Annotated in this window: 21 protein-coding genes; 10 read left to right on the top strand and 11 right to left on the bottom strand. The window is 45.0% G+C overall.

The genetic code is table 11. The features are described from left to right. Positions 1-7: 7 nt before the first annotated feature. From pyrH to rpsB, 3 genes are all read right to left on the bottom strand, one after another. Complete coding sequence (gene pyrH / locus H595_RS0102855; RefSeq protein WP_027669833.1) at positions 8-748, bottom strand: UMP kinase; 741 nt, start codon at positions 746-748, stop codon at positions 8-10. Between the two features lie 119 nt (positions 749-867). Then, positions 868-1740, bottom strand: coding sequence for a translation elongation factor Ts (gene tsf, locus H595_RS0102850; protein ID WP_027669832.1), 873 nt, complete (start codon positions 1738-1740; stop codon positions 868-870). 107 nt (positions 1741-1847) lie between these two features. Then, positions 1848-2579, bottom strand: a complete 732-nt coding sequence (gene rpsB, locus H595_RS0102845; RefSeq protein ID WP_027669831.1) for a 30S ribosomal protein S2 — start codon at positions 2577-2579, stop codon at positions 1848-1850. A gap of 309 nt (positions 2580-2888) precedes the next feature. On the opposite strand from rpsB, the gene map reads away from it, so the two are divergent. The 3 genes from map to dapD are packed head-to-tail and all read left to right on the top strand — an operon-like array spanning position 2889 to position 7155. Then, positions 2889-3677 carry a type I methionyl aminopeptidase gene (gene map, locus H595_RS0102840; RefSeq protein WP_027669830.1) on the top strand — a complete coding sequence of 263 codons (789 nt, stop codon included), beginning with the start codon at positions 2889-2891 and terminating at the stop codon, positions 3675-3677. 20 nt (positions 3678-3697) lie between these two features. Further along, positions 3698-6322 carry a bifunctional uridylyltransferase/uridylyl-removing protein GlnD gene (gene glnD, locus H595_RS0102835; RefSeq protein WP_027669829.1) on the top strand — a complete coding sequence of 875 codons (2625 nt, stop codon included), beginning with the start codon at positions 3698-3700 and terminating at the stop codon, positions 6320-6322. Positions 6323-6330: 8 nt separating this feature from the next. Next, positions 6331-7155, top strand: coding sequence for a 2,3,4,5-tetrahydropyridine-2,6-dicarboxylate N-succinyltransferase (gene dapD, locus H595_RS0102830; RefSeq protein ID WP_027669828.1), 825 nt, complete (start codon positions 6331-6333; stop codon positions 7153-7155). Between the two features lie 59 nt (positions 7156-7214). On the opposite strand, the gene H595_RS0102825 is transcribed toward dapD, so the two are convergent. Continuing rightward, entirely contained in the window at positions 7215-7409 is a 195-nt protein-coding gene (locus H595_RS0102825; protein WP_027669827.1) for a hypothetical protein, read from the bottom strand. Between the two features lie 216 nt (positions 7410-7625). Between H595_RS0102825 and cysZ the strand changes: the two genes are divergently transcribed. Then, complete coding sequence (gene cysZ, locus H595_RS0102820; protein WP_027669826.1) at positions 7626-8387, top strand: sulfate transporter CysZ; 762 nt, start codon at positions 7626-7628, stop codon at positions 8385-8387. Here the strand turns inward: cysZ and H595_RS0102815 are convergent. Genes H595_RS0102815 through H595_RS0102805 form a run of 3 tightly spaced genes read right to left on the bottom strand, consistent with a single transcriptional unit; the run spans position 8384 to position 9938 of the window. Continuing rightward, the gene (locus H595_RS0102815; protein WP_027669825.1) at positions 8384-8827 is read right to left on the bottom strand and encodes a flavodoxin; all 444 of its coding nucleotides are present in this window, start codon (positions 8825-8827) and stop codon (positions 8384-8386) included. The genes cysZ and H595_RS0102815 overlap by 4 nt on opposite strands. Next, the gene (gene truC / locus H595_RS0102810; RefSeq protein ID WP_051219711.1) at positions 8815-9621 is read right to left on the bottom strand and encodes a tRNA pseudouridine(65) synthase TruC; all 807 of its coding nucleotides are present in this window, start codon (positions 9619-9621) and stop codon (positions 8815-8817) included. Before truC ends, H595_RS0102815 begins: the two co-directional genes overlap by 13 nt. Further along, a complete protein-coding gene (locus H595_RS0102805) occupies positions 9618-9938 on the bottom strand; it encodes a YqcC family protein (protein WP_027669823.1) in 321 nt (106 codons plus the stop codon). The genes truC and H595_RS0102805 overlap by 4 nt, the downstream gene beginning before the upstream one ends. Before the next feature lie 109 nt (positions 9939-10047). Between H595_RS0102805 and H595_RS0102800 the strand changes: the two genes are divergently transcribed. Continuing rightward, positions 10048-10347: a DUF3301 domain-containing protein gene (locus tag H595_RS0102800; protein ID WP_027669822.1), complete on the top strand. Its 300-nt coding sequence runs from the start codon at positions 10048-10050 to the stop codon at positions 10345-10347. Here the strand turns inward: H595_RS0102800 and H595_RS0102795 are convergent. After that, on the bottom strand, positions 10340-10672 hold the full coding sequence (locus H595_RS0102795) for an Mpo1-like protein (RefSeq protein WP_027669821.1): 333 nt from the start codon (positions 10670-10672) through the stop codon (positions 10340-10342). The genes H595_RS0102800 and H595_RS0102795 overlap by 8 nt on opposite strands. A gap of 6 nt (positions 10673-10678) precedes the next feature. Further along, positions 10679-11329: a hypothetical protein gene (locus H595_RS0102790; RefSeq protein WP_027669820.1), complete on the bottom strand. Its 651-nt coding sequence runs from the start codon at positions 11327-11329 to the stop codon at positions 10679-10681. 132 nt (positions 11330-11461) lie between these two features. Between H595_RS0102790 and H595_RS0102785 the strand changes: the two genes are divergently transcribed. Further along, on the top strand, positions 11462-11689 hold the full coding sequence (locus tag H595_RS0102785) for a DUF2789 domain-containing protein (protein WP_027669819.1): 228 nt from the start codon (positions 11462-11464) through the stop codon (positions 11687-11689). A 24-nt stretch (positions 11690-11713) separates the two neighbouring features. On the opposite strand, the gene H595_RS0102780 is transcribed toward H595_RS0102785, so the two are convergent. After that, a complete protein-coding gene (locus H595_RS0102780; protein ID WP_027669818.1) occupies positions 11714-12073 on the bottom strand; it encodes a DUF3192 domain-containing protein in 360 nt (119 codons plus the stop codon). A 176-nt stretch (positions 12074-12249) separates the two neighbouring features. On the opposite strand from H595_RS0102780, the gene H595_RS0102775 reads away from it, so the two are divergent. Both H595_RS0102775 and H595_RS0102770 read left to right on the top strand, forming a co-directional pair. Further along, positions 12250-12534: a hypothetical protein gene (locus H595_RS0102775; RefSeq protein WP_027669817.1), complete on the top strand. Its 285-nt coding sequence runs from the start codon at positions 12250-12252 to the stop codon at positions 12532-12534. Between the two features lie 2 nt (positions 12535-12536). Then, entirely contained in the window at positions 12537-13316 is a 780-nt protein-coding gene (locus tag H595_RS0102770; protein ID WP_027669816.1) for a DUF2310 family Zn-ribbon-containing protein, read from the top strand. Here H595_RS0102770 and syd read toward each other — a convergent pair. Continuing rightward, positions 13301-13852 (bottom strand): SecY-interacting protein, encoded by a 552-nt coding sequence (gene syd, locus H595_RS0102765; RefSeq protein WP_027669815.1) that lies wholly within the window; start codon positions 13850-13852, stop codon positions 13301-13303. The genes H595_RS0102770 and syd overlap by 16 nt on opposite strands. A 74-nt stretch (positions 13853-13926) precedes the next feature. Between syd and queF the strand changes: the two genes are divergently transcribed. Together queF and H595_RS0102755 are read left to right on the top strand one after the other, a co-directional pair. After that, positions 13927-14769 (top strand): NADPH-dependent 7-cyano-7-deazaguanine reductase QueF, encoded by an 843-nt coding sequence (gene queF, locus H595_RS0102760; protein ID WP_027669814.1) that lies wholly within the window; start codon positions 13927-13929, stop codon positions 14767-14769. Positions 14770-15180: 411 nt separating this feature from the next. Beyond that, positions 15181-16752: a GGDEF domain-containing protein gene (locus H595_RS0102755; RefSeq protein ID WP_240474812.1), complete on the top strand. Its 1572-nt coding sequence runs from the start codon at positions 15181-15183 to the stop codon at positions 16750-16752. Positions 16753-16765: the final 13 nt, after the last annotated feature.

Genomic DNA, 16765 nt, shown 5'->3' with positions numbered 1-16765 from the left:
CACTAGTTTACTGTAAATTTTCCGCGTGGTCGATTACCGTGCCTTCTTGCTCGCCCATAATCACGCGTTTTAACGCGCCGGCGGTGTTCATATTAAACACCCGAATTTGCAGATTATGATCGCGAGCCAAAGTGAATGCCGCTAAATCCATCACTTTAAGTTCTTTATCTAACACTTCATTATAGGTAAGTTGGCTATATAGTGTAGCGCTGGGGTCTTTAACCGGGTCTGCAGAAAACACACCATCAACTTTAGTCGCTTTTAGTACCGCATCAGCTTCAATCTCGATACCACGTAAACATGCAGCTGAGTCTGTGGTAAAAAACGGATTACCGGTACCGGCAGAGAAAATGACAACACGGCCTGATTTTAACAAGCTTATCGCTTCAGCCCAGCTGTAGTTATCACACACACCATTTAACGGAATGGCGCTCATCATGCGGGCGTTAACGTAAGCGCGGTGCAGTGCATCACGCATAGCTAGACCATTCATCACTGTAGCTAACATGCCCATGTGGTCGCCAACAACACGGTTCATGCCCGCTTTAGCCAGGCCTTCACCACGGAAGATATTGCCACCGCCAATAACAATACCCACCTGAACGCCAAGTTCAACCAGTTCTTTGATTTCCTGCGCCATACGGTCCAGCACTTTGGGGTCAATACCAAAGCCCTCATCGCCCATCAGTGCTTCGCCACTGAGTTTTAATAAGATCCTGCGGTAAGTCGGTTTTGGATTCGTGCTCATGACATCCTCGTAGTGCTGGTAAATTAGGGATATTGCGGGTAAAAAAAACCGCGGCCCGGTCGTTAAGACCGAAAGCCGCGGTTATTCTAGCGGGTTTTGCCGTTAGGCAGAAGAATAAATTACTTCTTAGCTGCTGCGATTTGAGCAGCAACTTCTGCAGCGAAGTCTTCTTCTTTCTTCTCAATACCTTCACCCACTTCTAAACGGATGAATGATACGGCTTTGGCGTTGCTTTGCTTCAGGAAATCACCAACAGATACTGATGGGTCTTTAACAAATGGCTGACCGGTTAAGCTTACTTCACCAGTAAATTTGCTCATACGGCCTGCAACCATTTTCTCAGCAATTTCTTTTGGCTTGCCTGAGTTAACAGCGATATCGATTTGGATTTCGCGCTCACGATCAACAACATCAGACGGTACGTCGTCTGGTGTTAAGAAGCCAGGGTTGTTTGCAGCAATATGCATTGCAACGTCTTTAGCGATGTCTTCGTTACCACCGTCTAACACGGCTAATACACCGATACGACCTGAGTGAACGTATTGACCGATAACCGCACCTTCAACTACCGCAGCGCGACGTACGTTGATGTTTTCACCAATTTTAGCAACCAGTGTAGCGCGAGTATCTTCAACTGAAGTACCGTTTAAATCAGCGGCTAAGATAGCTTCTGCGGTAAATAACTTGTTTGCATGTGCTAAGTCAGCAACTGCGTTGGCAAAAGCCAGGAAGCTTGCATCACGGGCAACGAAATCGGTTTCGCAGTTGAATTCAACGGCTAAACCTAAACCGTCCGCAACGCGAGTGATAATAGTACCTTCTGCAGCAATACGGCCAGCTTTCTTGGCAGCTTTGGCCAAACCACTTTTACGCATCGCATCAATTGCGGCTTCGATATCACCGGCAGTTTCTTCCAGTGCTTTTTTACAATCCATCATGCCAGCGCCAGTGCGCTCGCGAAGTTCTTTAACTAAAGCGGCAGTTACAGCCATGGGAGCTTCCCTCGTAATAATTCTGGTTAGACAAACAGGGGCCTAGGCCCCTGTCGCAATTTTGCACTGCGTCAGCGCAAGCTTAGCTTGCGCTAATGACAGAGAAATTACTCTGCTTCAACAACGAAGGATTCAGCTTCTGCCTGTACTTCGATGTTTTTGTCACGACCTTCCAGGATAGCTTGACCAACTGCACCCAGGTATAACTGGATAGCGCGGATCGCGTCATCGTTACCTGGAACGACATAGTCAACGCCTTTTGGATCAGAGTTGGTATCAACGATTGAAACAACTGGAATACCCAGGTTGTTTGCTTCTTTGATAGCAATGTGTTCATGGTCAGCATCGATAACGAACAGTACGTCTGGCAAACCGCCCATATCTTTGATACCGCCCAAGCTCTTTTCCAGCTTGTCCATTTCACGGGTACGGTCTAAAGCTTCTTTTTTGGTCAGCTTGTCAAAAGTACCGTCCTGGCTTTGCGATTCCAGGTCTTTTAAACGCTTGATTGACTGACGAACTGTTTTCCAGTTAGTCAACATACCACCTAACCAGCGGTGGTTTACGTAGAACTGGTCAACCTTGCTTGCAGCTTCTTTGATTGCTTCAGATGCAGCACGTTTAGTACCAACGAACAGGATTTTGCCTTTTTTCGCTGCTACTTGCTGAATGAATGCCAGTGCATCGTTCATCATAGGAACAGTTTGTTCCAGGTTGATGATATGTACTTTGTTACGCGCACCAAAAATGAAAGGCTTCATTTTTGGGTTCCAGTAACGAGTTTGGTGACCGAAGTGCACGCCCGCCTGGAGCATGTCGCGCATAGAAACTTTTGCCATGATTTATTTTCCTGTATAAGGGGTTAAGCCTCCATGTATCCCATATGCCGACCTTGGTCTGACTGTTGTTCAGTGCAAAGCAAAGCACCCCGGTATATGTGTCGATACATGTGTGTTTTGTGTTTAATTTCGCTATCAGCGCCGTGTTATCTTTAATTAAGAACAAAAGGTTCTGCAATATAAGGTAATGCGATTTGCTAATTTGCGGCGCGCTTTATACCATAGACACCTTACAAACACAATCAAATGTGTATTTTTGCAGCAGTACGGCCAGTACATTAATCTGGCGGTACCTAAGAGAGAGATGGCATGACAGCAAGCATCAAAACCCCAGCTGAAATTGAGAAAATGCGCGTTGCAGGCCGCCTGGCTGCAGACGTTCTGGAAATGATAACGCCTTATGTTAAAGCCGGTGTCACCACCGATGAGCTAAACACCATTTGCCATGATTATATTGTTAACGAGCAACAAGCCATCCCTGCACCACTAAACTACCATGGCTTCCCCAAATCGATTTGCACCTCAGTGAATCAGGTTATTTGCCACGGCATTCCGGCAGATAAGAAATTGAAAGAAGGCGATATTATCAATATCGACGTTACAGTAATTAAAGATGGCTATCATGGTGACACCTCGCGCATGTATGTTGTAGGCAAGCCTAGCATTATGGCCGAACGACTTATTCGGGTAACACAAGAGTGCATGTATCTGGGGCTGAAAAAAGTCAAAAACGGTGTGCGTTTAGGTGATATTGGCCATGTTATTCAACAGCATGCAGAGGCACATAGCTACTCTGTTGTACGCGAATATTGCGGTCACGGTATTGGCGCAGTGTTTCACGAAGATCCGCAAGTATTGCATTATGGCAGGCCCGGTACCGGTGAAATGCTAAAAACCGGTATGTGTTTAACCATAGAGCCAATGATTAATGCCGGTGGTCGCCACAGTAAATTGTTAGCCGATGGCTGGACAGTGGTAACCAAAGACCGCAGCCTTTCAGCTCAGTTTGAGCATACCATTTTAGTTACTGATACGGGCTGCGAAATTTTAACCCTGCGCAGCGATGACACTATCGAGCGGATTTTAACCGCAGAATAACCCCACAACGGAGCATTAGCATGAGCCAGGCGGTAACCTTTAGCAAAACGCTTCCTGATAGTTACAGCCTGGAGGGCTATAAAAAGCACTTCGCCGATTTTCATGAGTGGTTAATCAAAAGTTTTTCTCAGCATCCGGTTAATACCCTTGTTAAAGCCCGCGCCCATTTTATTGACGACGTGTTAGTGCAGTTGTGGCATAAATTTGAGCTGCATAAAAATAAAGATTTATGTTTAATTGCCGTCGGCGGCTACGGCCGCGGCGAGCTGCACCCGTGTTCAGATATTGACTTGCTTATTCTGGCAGATGGCCGTTTATCTGCTGCACAGCAGGACGCTATAGGCCAGTTTATCACCACACTGTGGGACTTACGCCTCGAAGTAGGCCACAGTGTTCGTACGCTCAAAGAGTCAATGAAATTGGGCAAAGACGATATCACTATCGCGACAAACTTGCTGGAAATGCGTCTGCTCACTGGTAATAAACCGCTGTATGAGCAATTACAAACCGACGTCAGCAAAGACGGTTTTTGGACCAGCCAGGCTTTTTTTCAAGCGAAACGGCACGAACAACAACAACGTCATGCGCAATATCATGGTACCGCCTATAACCTTGAACCCAATTTAAAGGCTAACCCAGGCGGTTTGCGCGATATACAAACCATTGGCTGGGTAGCGAAACGACATTTTCAAACCCGCACCATGCGAGAATTGGTTGCCTATCAGTATCTGACTGAAGATGAATATCAGGAACTGATGGAGTGTGAAGCCTACCTGTGGCAAATGCGTTTTGCGCTACATATTGAAGCAGGCCGCAACGAAAACCGCATTTTATTTGATTACCAACCTGCCGTTGCTGAACGCCTTGGCTTTGGTGCTGATGGCAAAGCATCGGTTGAACGCATGATGAAACGTTTTTTCCGCACCGTGCAACGGGTAAGTGAACTGAACGAAATGCTACTACAGCATTTTGACGGCAGTATTTTGAACCACAAAACAAAAATTAAAACGCTGCTGCTGGATGATTACTTTGAGCTGCAGGGGCACTTAATTGTGGCTCGTGACAACGCTATTTTCGCCAGACGTGACAACTTGTTGCGATTGTTTTGGCATATTGCCAACAACTCGAATATTGCCGGCATACACTCATCCACTATGCGTCTTATTCGTCAGGTGCGCCGACGCTTAATGGGCGATTTACAAGACTACGAAGCCTGCCGCCAGCTATTTTTAGCCATTATCCGCCATCCACGCGGCATGGACAAAGCCATTACCCTGATGCACCGCTACGGTGTATTGGCAGCCTATTTACCACAGTGGCGTAATATTGTCGGCCAGATGCAGTTTGATTTGTTTCATGCTTACACTGTAGATGAACATACACACCGTTTATTAAAAAATCTTTATAAATACACGCTTAGCGAACACGAAAGCGAATTTCCGTTGTGCAGCGATATCGTAAAGAAAATGGAAAAACCCGAGCTATTGTATTTAGCCGGTATTTTTCATGATATTGCCAAAGGCCGTGGCGGCGATCACTCCGAATTAGGCGCGATGGACGTGCGTGAATTTGCCAAGTTGCACAAACTCGGTGAATTTGACAGTAAGCTGATTGCATGGCTGGTAGAACATCACTTATTAATGTCGGTTACTGCACAACGGCGCGATATTCATGATCCTGCTGTGATTGCAGAGTTTGCTGAAAAAGTCCGTGACGAAACCCGACTTAACTACCTGTATTGTTTAACCCTGGCCGATATCCGCGCCACCAACGACAATTTATGGAATGACTGGAAAGGTTCATTACTACGCGAACTGTTTTTAGCCACTCAAAAAGCGTTTCGCCGCGGCTTGGAAAAACCGATGGATTTACGCGATCTAATTCGGGAAAACCAAGCTGAAGCTATGCCAATGCTATTAAAACAAACCTTTAGCGAAAGTGAAATATTGCATTTATGGAGCCGGATTAAAGCCGACTATTTTGCCCGCTATAGCGCCAAACAAATTGCCTGGCATGGCGAGCATATTCTACGGCACAAAAACCCGGACGAACCGCTGGTACTGATTAGCAAAACACCCATTCGCGGCGGTACTCAGGTATTTATCTACACCAAGGATCAACCCAAATTGTTTGCTCGCTTAGTGGCTGCACTAGACAGCAAGAAAGTGAATATTTTTGATGCCAAGATCATGACCAACAAAGACGGTTATGCCATGGATACCTTCGTGGTACTGGAGCAAAACGGTGATCCGGTAAATTCACCGTCACGCCAGCAAAGCATTAAACGCGCACTGGAACTGTTTATTGCTGGCAAGCCGGACCTATCGCGGCAAAAGACTAAGCTGTCACGCCAGATGCGTCAGTTTAGTGTGCCACCCAAGGTGGTGTTTTTACCGGGCAACACCAGTAAACGCACTATGATTGAGCTTGCGGCATTGGATACGCCAGGGTTATTGGCCAATATTGGCGAAGTGTTTCAGCGCTGCGATGTCAATATTCATGCGGCCAAGATCACCACCATCGGCGAACGGGCAGAAGATTTTTTTATGATTTCAAATAGCGACGATCAAGCCTTATCCAGTGAGCAACAAAGCGCACTGAGGCGGGCACTTATCGAACAACTTTCACAGCAAACAGAAGGCTAAAAGGTACAATGTCAGAGTTAAAAAGCATTATTGAACAGGCATTTGAGCAACGCGCCGATATCACACCTACCACCGTTTCTGCCGAAGTAAAACACGCGGTTGAATCGGCCATCAGCATGCTGGATAACGGCAGCGCCCGCGTTGCCGAAAAAATTGCCGGCGAGTGGGTAGTACACCAGTGGCTTAAAAAGGCCGTATTATTGTCATTTCGTATTAATGACAATGCGGTAATGGACGGCGCTGAGAATCGCTTTTTTGACAAAGTGCCAATGAAATATGCCAATTATACCGATGCGCAGTTCCGGGCAGACGGCGTACGCGTAGTGCCTCCGGCAGCTGTTCGCCGTGGCAGCTACATCGCAAAAAACGTCGTGCTAATGCCCTCCTACGTTAATATCGGTGCTTATGTTGGCGAAGGCACTATGGTTGATACCTGGGCAACAGTAGGTAGCTGTGCTCAGATTGGTAAAAACGTGCATTTATCTGGCGGTGTCGGTATTGGTGGCGTACTTGAGCCTTTGCAAGCTAACCCGACCATTATTGAAGATAATTGCTTTATCGGCGCCCGCTCTGAAGTAGTCGAAGGCGTTATTGTTGAAGAAGGCGCTGTGCTTTCAATGGGCGTATACATCAGCCAGAGCACGCGTATCTATGATCGTGAAACGGGCGAGATTACTTATGGCCGCGTGCCAGCGGGCGCGGTTATTGTACCGGGTACAATACCAAGCAAAGACGGAAGCCACAGTTTATACGCCGCAATTATTGTTAAAAGAGTCGATGCGCAAACCCGTGCTAAAGTAGGCATTAATGCCCTGCTTCGAAGCATAGAATAGCATTAAGTATAAATGCAAAACGGCAGCCGAAAGCTGCCGTTTTTATTACTGGCACGTGATTAACCAATCACCATCAGCACGCCAAAGCCTACCAAACCAACTAATGTAAATATGCCGTACTCCAAACGCTTTTCAAAACGTTTCTCCGGACCAATCTCAGCGGGTACCAGCAGTGCAGAGAACAAACAGGACAAACCTGTCAGTAAAAACAGTGTCGTTAAGCCAAATACCAGCGCAGAACCTAACATCGCCATATCTCACCCTTAATTTATGTTGTCAGTAAAACCAATAATACCGCGCTGCGGCTAAAAACTTATCGTATTCTAGCATAAAAACCAGATACAAAAGCCAGCAACCTGTGTGTTGCGTTATATTCTGTTACCAAAAATTAGGTAACCGTTACGCCAATATCTAACAACACCCCTTATACTGCCAGCAGAGCGGTCGCAGATATTTATTCAGGTGATGTAATGTACTACTTTTTCCGTGGCGTAAGTTTGATCCATACCAAAGGTTTGAAGCGTTTTGTGCTGGTACCGTTAAGCATTAATTTGTTGCTGTTTTCATTTGCGTTTTATTTTTTGCTGCAGCAGGTCAATGCCATGGTTGCTGCCGTGCAGCAATACTTGCCTGGCTGGTTGCATTGGCTGGAATACCTGCTTATTCCGCTTGGGGTAATGACGTTGGTGATAGGCCTAGCCTATACCTTTACTATAATAGCAAACTTTATCGCCGCGCCGTTTAACGGTTTGCTCAGTGAAAAAGTTGAAGCTCACTTAACCGGAAAAACCTTGCCGAATGTAAGCTTTGCTGCTTTTATGCACGACGTACCCCGCATGCTAGGCCGGGAATGGCAAAAATTTATTTATGCCCTGCCGCGCGCAATAATTTTGTTTGTGATTTTTTTATTCTTGCCGGTGGTAGGGCCAATTTTATGGTTTTTATTTACCAGCTGGTTAGTCGCTATTCAGTACTGCGACTACCCATACGATAACCATAAAATTCCATTTCATACTATGCGCCAGCAGTTGCGCAGCCAACCTGGCAATAGCTTTGCTTTTGGCATAACGGTAAACATTGGCTGCATGATCCCACTATTTAATTTATTTGTTATGCCGATTGCGGTTTGTGGTGCTACCGCAATGTGGGTAGACAAACTGGCCGAAAAAAACGACCCGGCACTAACAGCGCCGGGCGCAAAAGCCTATAACAAACTGGATAAGTATTGTTAAGAAGAAAACAGCTGCTGTAGCCAGGGCAGCGCTATTGTTTCAGGCTCTAAGGTCTCTCCCGCATCAATACGTAACATGGGCGCAAGTTCTGTGCCTTGTATTTCAGTTAACAGCTGGCGAAACTGCTCGCCAGCACCACAAAAAGTATCGTAACTGCTGTCGCCAAGTGCAATAACGGCAAAGTGTTTACCGGTTAACAGCGGGAAGCGATTTTGTACATCAAGAAAGAAAGGGAAAACATTATCTGGAATATCGCCCTGCCCAGTGGTAGACGTAATCACCAGCCAGATATCGGCTTGAAACGCTAATACCTCATCCAGTTTAGCTTCTTCAAACAAATTAACCTCATGGTCCAAGCCAGCGAGTAATGCTTTTGCCTCTTCCGCAACATACTGTGCTGCGCCGTATACCGTCCCTACGATTACTGCTATTTTTGCCATTTATCCTCCGCAAAAAATTCTTCAAATTGTTGTTGGTAATAGTGCTCGTCTACCGGCCAACCAAACTGGGCAAACAGCGGCTCAAGCTCGTTAAGACCTGCACTTAGGCATAAAGTTTCACCACTTACGGGGTGTGGCAACTGTAACTGCTTGGCAATTAATAACAAACGCCGGCAATCAAAGTGCTGTTTAAACAACGCATTGTGCTTACCATCACCATGGCTAGTATCGCCAACGATAGGATGACGCAAGTGCGCCAAATGCCTGCGAAGCTGGTGTTTTCGGCCGGTTATAGGCTGCATAGCCACTAACGAATAACGCGCTGCAGGGTATTTACTCACCGGGATAGGTAGCTCAACGTATTGCAATGGTTTATAGCGCGTAATGGCTTCTTGCGGGGCTTTATCATCACGGCTGAATTTATCGGCAATTTTGTCCAACTCTTCTTTGAGGGCATAATTCAACTCTCCCGCATAAGGCAAAAAACCTCGTGCAACAGCAAGATAGTTTTTACGCCATAACTTTTGCTCATGCTGCTCACCCAGTAATCGTGCGACATCACTTGAAAGCGCAAACAACAAAACGCCAGACGTAGGACGGTCTAAACGATGCACAGGGAAAACATGTTGGCCAATTTGATCGCGCAGTGTCTGCATCACAAAGACAGTTTCATGTTTATCTAAAAACGAGCGGTGAACCAGCATACCGCTGGGCTTATCTATCGCAACAATAAAATCGTCTTGATACAAGATAGTTAGCGGCGCGTTTAATACAAAAGGCTCAGCTGAACTCATACATCATCCGACAGGGTTGTATCTATGCGTGAAATAATTGCCAACAGCGGTGCTAAAACCTCTCCCTGCTGTTTAAATACTTCTTCTGCCATCGGCAATATACTGATTTTATTAGGTAAGCCATGGTTGCCGTCGAGCAATGCCTGAATACGCGGTATAAAAATAAACTGCAGCCATTGCTCTAAGGGCATGGTGTCACAGCAAAACGGCATAGTGCTTGCCAAGGCAACGGGATTGGCGGGTTGCAAACACCATAATTCCTGCTGCTTAAGTTCAGCTTCCAGCTCGGACAACAACCCTTTAACTTCGTCTGACATAACCACCTCATTTGATGCTTGCCAGTTTACCACAAGCTAACCTTGCAGCCAGCCCTTGTAAATTAGCCAAACTAGCAGCATGATCAGTCAATAGTTTCAGGAGGAACCCATGGGGTCAGTATTACTACTGCTGGTTATCAGCACCATTTGTTATATGTTCTGGTTACAACGCAAGCAAGACGAACGCGCTATTGTGGTTGCTAGCCAGCTATGTCAGCAGCAGCAGCTACAAATGCTTGATTGTGGGCGCAACGGCCACAGCCTAAAAAAAATAAACGGCAAGTTGCGTTTTATCACCATTTATCAGGTTGATTTTAGCGGTGATGGTGAAAGCCGTTATCAGGCAGAATTACAATTAAACGGTATGCGTCTGGCGGCGTTTAATTTACCGGCATACCGAATTAATTAGGGACTTTTGTCTCAACCGGCAGCTTATGTTTTAGCTGCCCGGTTAAAAAGTCTTTAAGCATTACCCAATCTGCAGCCAAACTGTAAAATGGATAGCTAAAGGTAGCGGGTTTATTATGTTCAAATAACAAATGCCCTAACCAGGCAAAACCATAACCGATTACCGGCAGCAGCCATAACCATTGCCATTGCTGGCTTAACAGAACGTATAACAATACTATGATCACCAAACTGCTGCCGATGTAATGCATAGCACGACATACAGGGTGGCGGTGTTCAGTTAAATAATACGGATAAAACTCGCTAAAACGACGAAATGTCTTCATGTACACTTACTTTGAAAGTTGTTGTCTAGGCCGAAACATTAAGCTGCCTTTAACGGTATTAAACGCTAACTCACTCACGACCTGATACTTATCATCGGCAAAAAATGCCCGATATTTGTCTAATGTGACAAACACCCCAATACCCGCAGAACTTTGGTCTTTGTCAACGATAGAGTCAACAGCGTGAATCAGATAGTGCCCCAACCCCAAATGTTGCTGTTTAGGTAATACGGCAATAAACGCTAACATGTGATACCGCTCAGCTGGCATAGCGGCATGAATTTTTTGCTCTTTATCTAATAACTGCTTTGTTGATACATAACCAGCAGTTAGCAGCATCTTTAACCGCCAGTGCCACAGACGACCGGCGCCTATACCGGAGTCTGGCTCGATAACACAGGCTACACCATAAAGTTGTTCGCCGAGAAACAAACCCACCATGGGCTGCTGGGCTTGCCAAAATGTATTAAGTTCTTCCCGAATGGCTGCACGCAACCGTTGCTCATAATCGGGCTTTTCAGCGCGAAAAATTTCCATAAACAGCGGATCATCATGATAAGACTGATACAAAATTGATGCTGCCAGTTTTAACTCATCAGCACTTAGCAACACGGCTTTAAGCCGCTCCAATTCAACGGTGCTTTGCTCAGTTATCATATTTTCCCCTGCGTTATTGTTTTCTTTTTAACCACCATAGCAGTACGGTTAATAATTGCCAAGCAGCACTTCAACGCAAGATTTTGCAAAACTGACTATGCTTAACGTACATCTCTCCACCAAGGAATTGTTATGGACACCTCAGCACACACATTGCAAACATTGTTTACTCAGTTGGGCTTAGAGAGTTCGGATCAAGCCATACATACATTTATTAGACAGCATAAACTGGCGTCCAACCTGTCAATTCAAGACGCACCGTTTTGGTCGACAGCACAGGCGGTTTTTATACGTGAGTCACTCAAACAAGATGCTGACTGGAGTGAGGTTATTGATGAGCTTAATATCCTGCTGCACTAAGCAGCAGGATAGTCAAAACAGCGTTTACAGATATTGATAAGCTTTATCGCCCCAGCCAACCAGTTTATTTTGCTTGAAAATAAGCGGTGTGCATTCTTCTTTCGTGGTTTTACCATCGCTTTTATCGTGATGTGTACGATAAAACAACACTTGTACTGTCTCACCGTCTTTATTAAATGACTCACTGAAATCTGGTTTACCCATTAATGTACGGATATCTTCGGCTGACATTTCCAATACTAACTTATTCACTTGCTCCTGGTTATAGCGCTGTGTTTTTTTCCAACTACTGTCATCGTCAAAATCATGATCTCCGCCAACCGCTACGACACATCCAGATAAGGTTACTGCCAATGCGGCTGCAACAAAAATTTTTCCTAACATAATGATTTTCCTGTGTTGTTTATACATTACATTTGGCTTCAAGGCCTACAATGAAATTTGCAAAGCCTATGCCAGAAATTTAAATGTTTAAAAACAGCAACTTAAAATAAACTTACTATCCTTAAAGAACAAACAATGGTAAATTTCACCAATTGTTAGTCAAACAGGCATAAGTGATGTCAGATACTATACAACTGATGCAACAAGTCGCGGCTCAGTTACAGCAAGAAGGTAAAACACCTAGCCTGGCACTATTTAGAGCTCGTTTAGCGGGGCAGTTAGCCCCGCAACAACTGTTTGCTGCTTACCAACACTGGCGCAGTAACCCTGTTTTTGCGTCAGAGATTAACCGTGTTACACCCCCAACTCCCGTTACTGAAGAAGTCACTGATGATCTGGCGGCGACTCTGGCACGCATTGAAGCAAAACTGGATAAATTACTTAGTAAGCTGGATAACTGAACATGTATCTAGCCGAGCTTCAATTTAAGGTAATTGCTGATACTGATTTCACCCGCGCTGAAATAGCAATCCGCGGCTATATTGAAAAACTAATTTTTAGCGGCCAGGTGCTAGGTCGCGAATTCCCAACGGCCTGGCAGCAAGATGTTTTTAGTAGTCGTATCGTAATACCTGAAGAGCAAGCGTTACTGCATAAACACCACAGCACACCAGGATTATACGCGTTACAGCAGCTGGCAACAGCCGGTTTAGCCTATCCGCAATTACAGCTGCTGGGTATGGATGTTATGTCTCAGCATACCGACCCTTGTGAACACGCGGACAATTACATTCTGTATAGCCGCTTTAACGATACTTGCTCAGCCGTTCGTTGTGCTGAACATTTCGCGCCGATCCCCTTGTATAAGCTTATTCCTCATGGTCTGGATCATGAAGCGCTCATCCGTTGGCAACTGCAATTTCAAGCATTGGACGAGATCCAAATGCAAGAAACACGGGTGTTACGAAAAGGAGCCGAGCGCAGTCTGCAGCTACTACATAGCCAACTTAACCGGCAGGGCCGGAAACTGGCGTCGCAATTAGAAAGAGACAATAACACCAGGGTTTACTATGCACTCTACAGCGGCAGTAGCACTAACTGTGCGCATGAGCCAGGCAAAACGTGCCCGGGATGCGGCAACAACTGGCGGCTACCACAACCGCTACATGATCTTTTTGACTTTAAATGCGATAACTGTCGCTTGGTTAGTAACATTGCCTGGGATTGTCAGAGCCCATCATAGTTGCATGGGGTAATGTCCTGAATAAACGTTGCCAGATCATCGGCTAATTTTTCCGTCACTTCCTGCCCGACATACTCCAAAAATACTTCGCCGGTACTGTTTAACACAGACAGTAAAATATCATCATCTTCCGTAGTGGCAAAAAACACTGTTTCGCGTTGCTTCAACCGCCGCTTCATCAAAATATGACCAATGATGTTCTCCTGCAAGCGTTTCACATCATCACTATTCCACACCATTAGCAACGCCAATTTGCCTCTTTTATGCTCCGCCGCTAAACCTGCACCATAATACAAACTATAAAACGCTTTAATATCCGCGTGCAGTGTCAGTTCCAGAGCCTGTTCAACATTGGAAAAGTCAGCTAACGGTTGTTGCAGCACTGGCTGCCAAGTAACTTGGTTATCAACAATATCACCTTGCTGACAAGGCGATGGACTGGCCGCATCAGCCCAGGTAATTAACAATTGCTGTTGTTGTTGATGCCACTGAATGGCCTGTTGCACAAACTGTGTGTAATTGCTTGCCAGAGTCACGCGATTTTCCGTCGATATTTATGATAAACTGACGCCATTGTAACGTTAACCTCGCCGTGATGACAGTAACCGACATGAGCAGCAGCCAATCAGACATTCTAACCGGGTTAAGCCTGGGTAAAATAACCGCCTATGCCGACAAGTATGATGCCAGCCTGTTGCAGGCCGTGCCGCGAAGTTTAGGCCGCAATGATATTGGCTTAGACGCTGGCGCTTTGCCTTTTGTTGGGCAGGATATATGGCATGGTTACGAACTGTCTTGGTTAAATGCTAAAGGTAAGCCGGTTGTTGCACTTGCCACTTTTACCGTCCCGTATGATTCAGCTAACTTAATAGAATCTAAATCTTTTAAGCTGTATTTAAATAGCTTCAATCAAAGCCGCTTTGCTGATTTAGGCCAGGTTTATCAGCATTTACAGCGTGACTTGTCGGCTTGTGCTGGTAAGCCTGTAAAAGTAAGTCTGCATAACGTTAACGAAATTATGGCGTTTCAACCAACCTGGATACCCGGACACTGTATAGACGATCTTGATATTGAGATTGCTCACTATCAGTACGATGCCAGTTTGCTCAAAACGCAGCCAGATGCTGATATTGTAGAAGAAAAACTCCATTCGCATTTGCTCAAATCTAATTGTTTAATAACCTCTCAGCCTGACTGGGCGAGTATTTATATTCATTACCGTGGTACCGCATTAGATCATGCCGCATTACTACGTTATCTAATTAGTTTTCGTAGCCATAACGAATTCCATGAACAATGTGTCGAGCGTATATTTTCTGACATCTGGGCACATTGCCAGCCCAGCTTTCTGGCGGTATATGCCCGTTACACTCGTCGTGGTGGCTTAGATATAAACCCCTACCGCAGCAGTGAACCCTATACCCCACCGGCTATCCGCTTAAGTCGTCAATAAGCTGTAACATTACGAGTTGGATTACAAAAATTAAATGACAAATAAAAACTCAAGCTATTGAAAAAATTGATTTTAATTTTTTAGCTATACCTTGCAGACTGGATAAAAATGAAAGTTAAACTGAAATAGTACAATCTAACTTTCAAAAAATGCGCTTTTCTGGTTAAATATGCAGCGCTCGGTAGATGGACTGTCGGGCAGCAGTTCCAACACAGGAGTGCAATGCATGCAATATCTTACCTCTACAGAAGAACAATCTTGGTTACCTTACTATTTGTGTAAGAAGTAAATCAGAAAAAGAATCATTCCTTACCTCAGCGGGCCTTATTGCCCGCTTTTTTACACATTTTGCGCATTTACGTCTAATCAGAGATCGCATTTACAGCGATAGTCGATATACTTAGTTTAAACATGCATTTAAACATTGCTAAGCAGGTGATGCCTTTGCAGAATGACACTAAACAACAACTAACTAATGCACTTCGGGCTCGCAAAGCACTGGAAGATACCTACGAAGCACAGTTTAAAATTCTGGCGTTGTTTGTTTCCAGATTGTCGCTGGTGTGCAAGGGAGTTGATGTTGAGCTGGACAATAGGTTGGCCAAACTGCGAACCGAACTGAGCCGTGGCACAGATTTAGAAAAACTACTGCCGTTTATTGAAGGCACTAGTGAGAGCCTTAAACAGCTCGAAACGAAGCAGCATTTAGAAATGCAGCGCGTTCAAAAAGGGCTGACACAAGCCGGTAAACTTCTGCAACAACAAAAAGGCTTACCTGATCAGCTAAGACGCTCACTACGTGAATTATTAGGCAAAGTAGAAGCGCCGTCGGCCACGGTACATGCATTTTTACCCCACTTAACAGACCTGACAACACTTTACCAGCACGCGCTGCAGGCAAAGCAGTTGCTGGCATCTGAAAACACTGACGACGATCGCTATGGCCATATTTGCCGGCAAATAAGTGTTAAATTGACTAATTTAATCAGTGAGTTAGCCTTTGCCGAAGACAGTGCAGTAGAGATGGATAATATCCGCTTAAGCTTGTTGGACAAGTTGCCAATAGACGCTTTGCTTGAAGCCTGTTTAAAAACCATCAGTATTATTATCAATAGCATAAATAGTGAACGACAGTCAGCAGAGCAATTTCTACTAAAGCTAAACGATGCATTGTCGTCGGTACAGCAATCAGTCGTGTCGTCGTTAACGACATCATCTGAATTAAAACAGAAGATGCAGGTGCTTAATCAACAGATTGAGCAGCAAATTGAACACTTGAGTGAAGCGAGCGAAAAAGCCACCTCGTTAGAACAACTAAAAGCCTTGGTTGGAGATAAATTATCCGCTATTACCGGCTCTTTGCGGGAAAAAGAGTTGCTGGAACAACAGGAACGTCAAAGCTTGTTGGCAACACTCGGTGATATGGAACGTCGTCTTAACCAATTAGAAACTGAAGCCAGCACCTTTAAGAAACGGATTTCAGATCAAAACTTCCGAAGTTTACAAGATGCCCTTACTGAAATTCCTAACCGTGCAGCCTTTGATGAACGTTATCAACTAGAAATCAAGCGCTGGCAGCGTTACAAAAAACCACTTTGTGTTGTGTTAGGCGACGTTGATCATTTCAAAAATATCAATGATAGTTATGGCCATAGCGCCGGTGATAAAACTCTAAAAGTGATCGCCAAAACCCTGAAGAATAGTTTACGTGAAACTGACTTTATTGCCCGATATGGTGGTGAAGAATTTATTATCCTTTTTCCAGAAACCTCACTCAGCGAACTAACTGAGCCCCTAAATGCGCTAAGAGAAAAAATAGGCAAAATTCCGTTTAAATTCAAAAACGTTAGTGTGCCTATTACCATTTCATTTGGTGGAACGCAATTTGATATTAAAGATACTAATCGCAGTGCTTTTGACCGGGCAGATGAAGCCCTTTATGAGGCCAAAAAAGCCGGACGGGATAAAGTCATTTTAAAGTAGCCTGCCTTCTCAT

The sequence above is a fragment of the Rheinheimera baltica DSM 14885 genome, assembly GCF_000425345.1.
Taxonomy (GTDB): domain Bacteria; phylum Pseudomonadota; class Gammaproteobacteria; order Enterobacterales; family Alteromonadaceae; genus Alishewanella; species Alishewanella baltica.
This window is presented reverse-complemented; position numbering and strand designations above follow the sequence as displayed.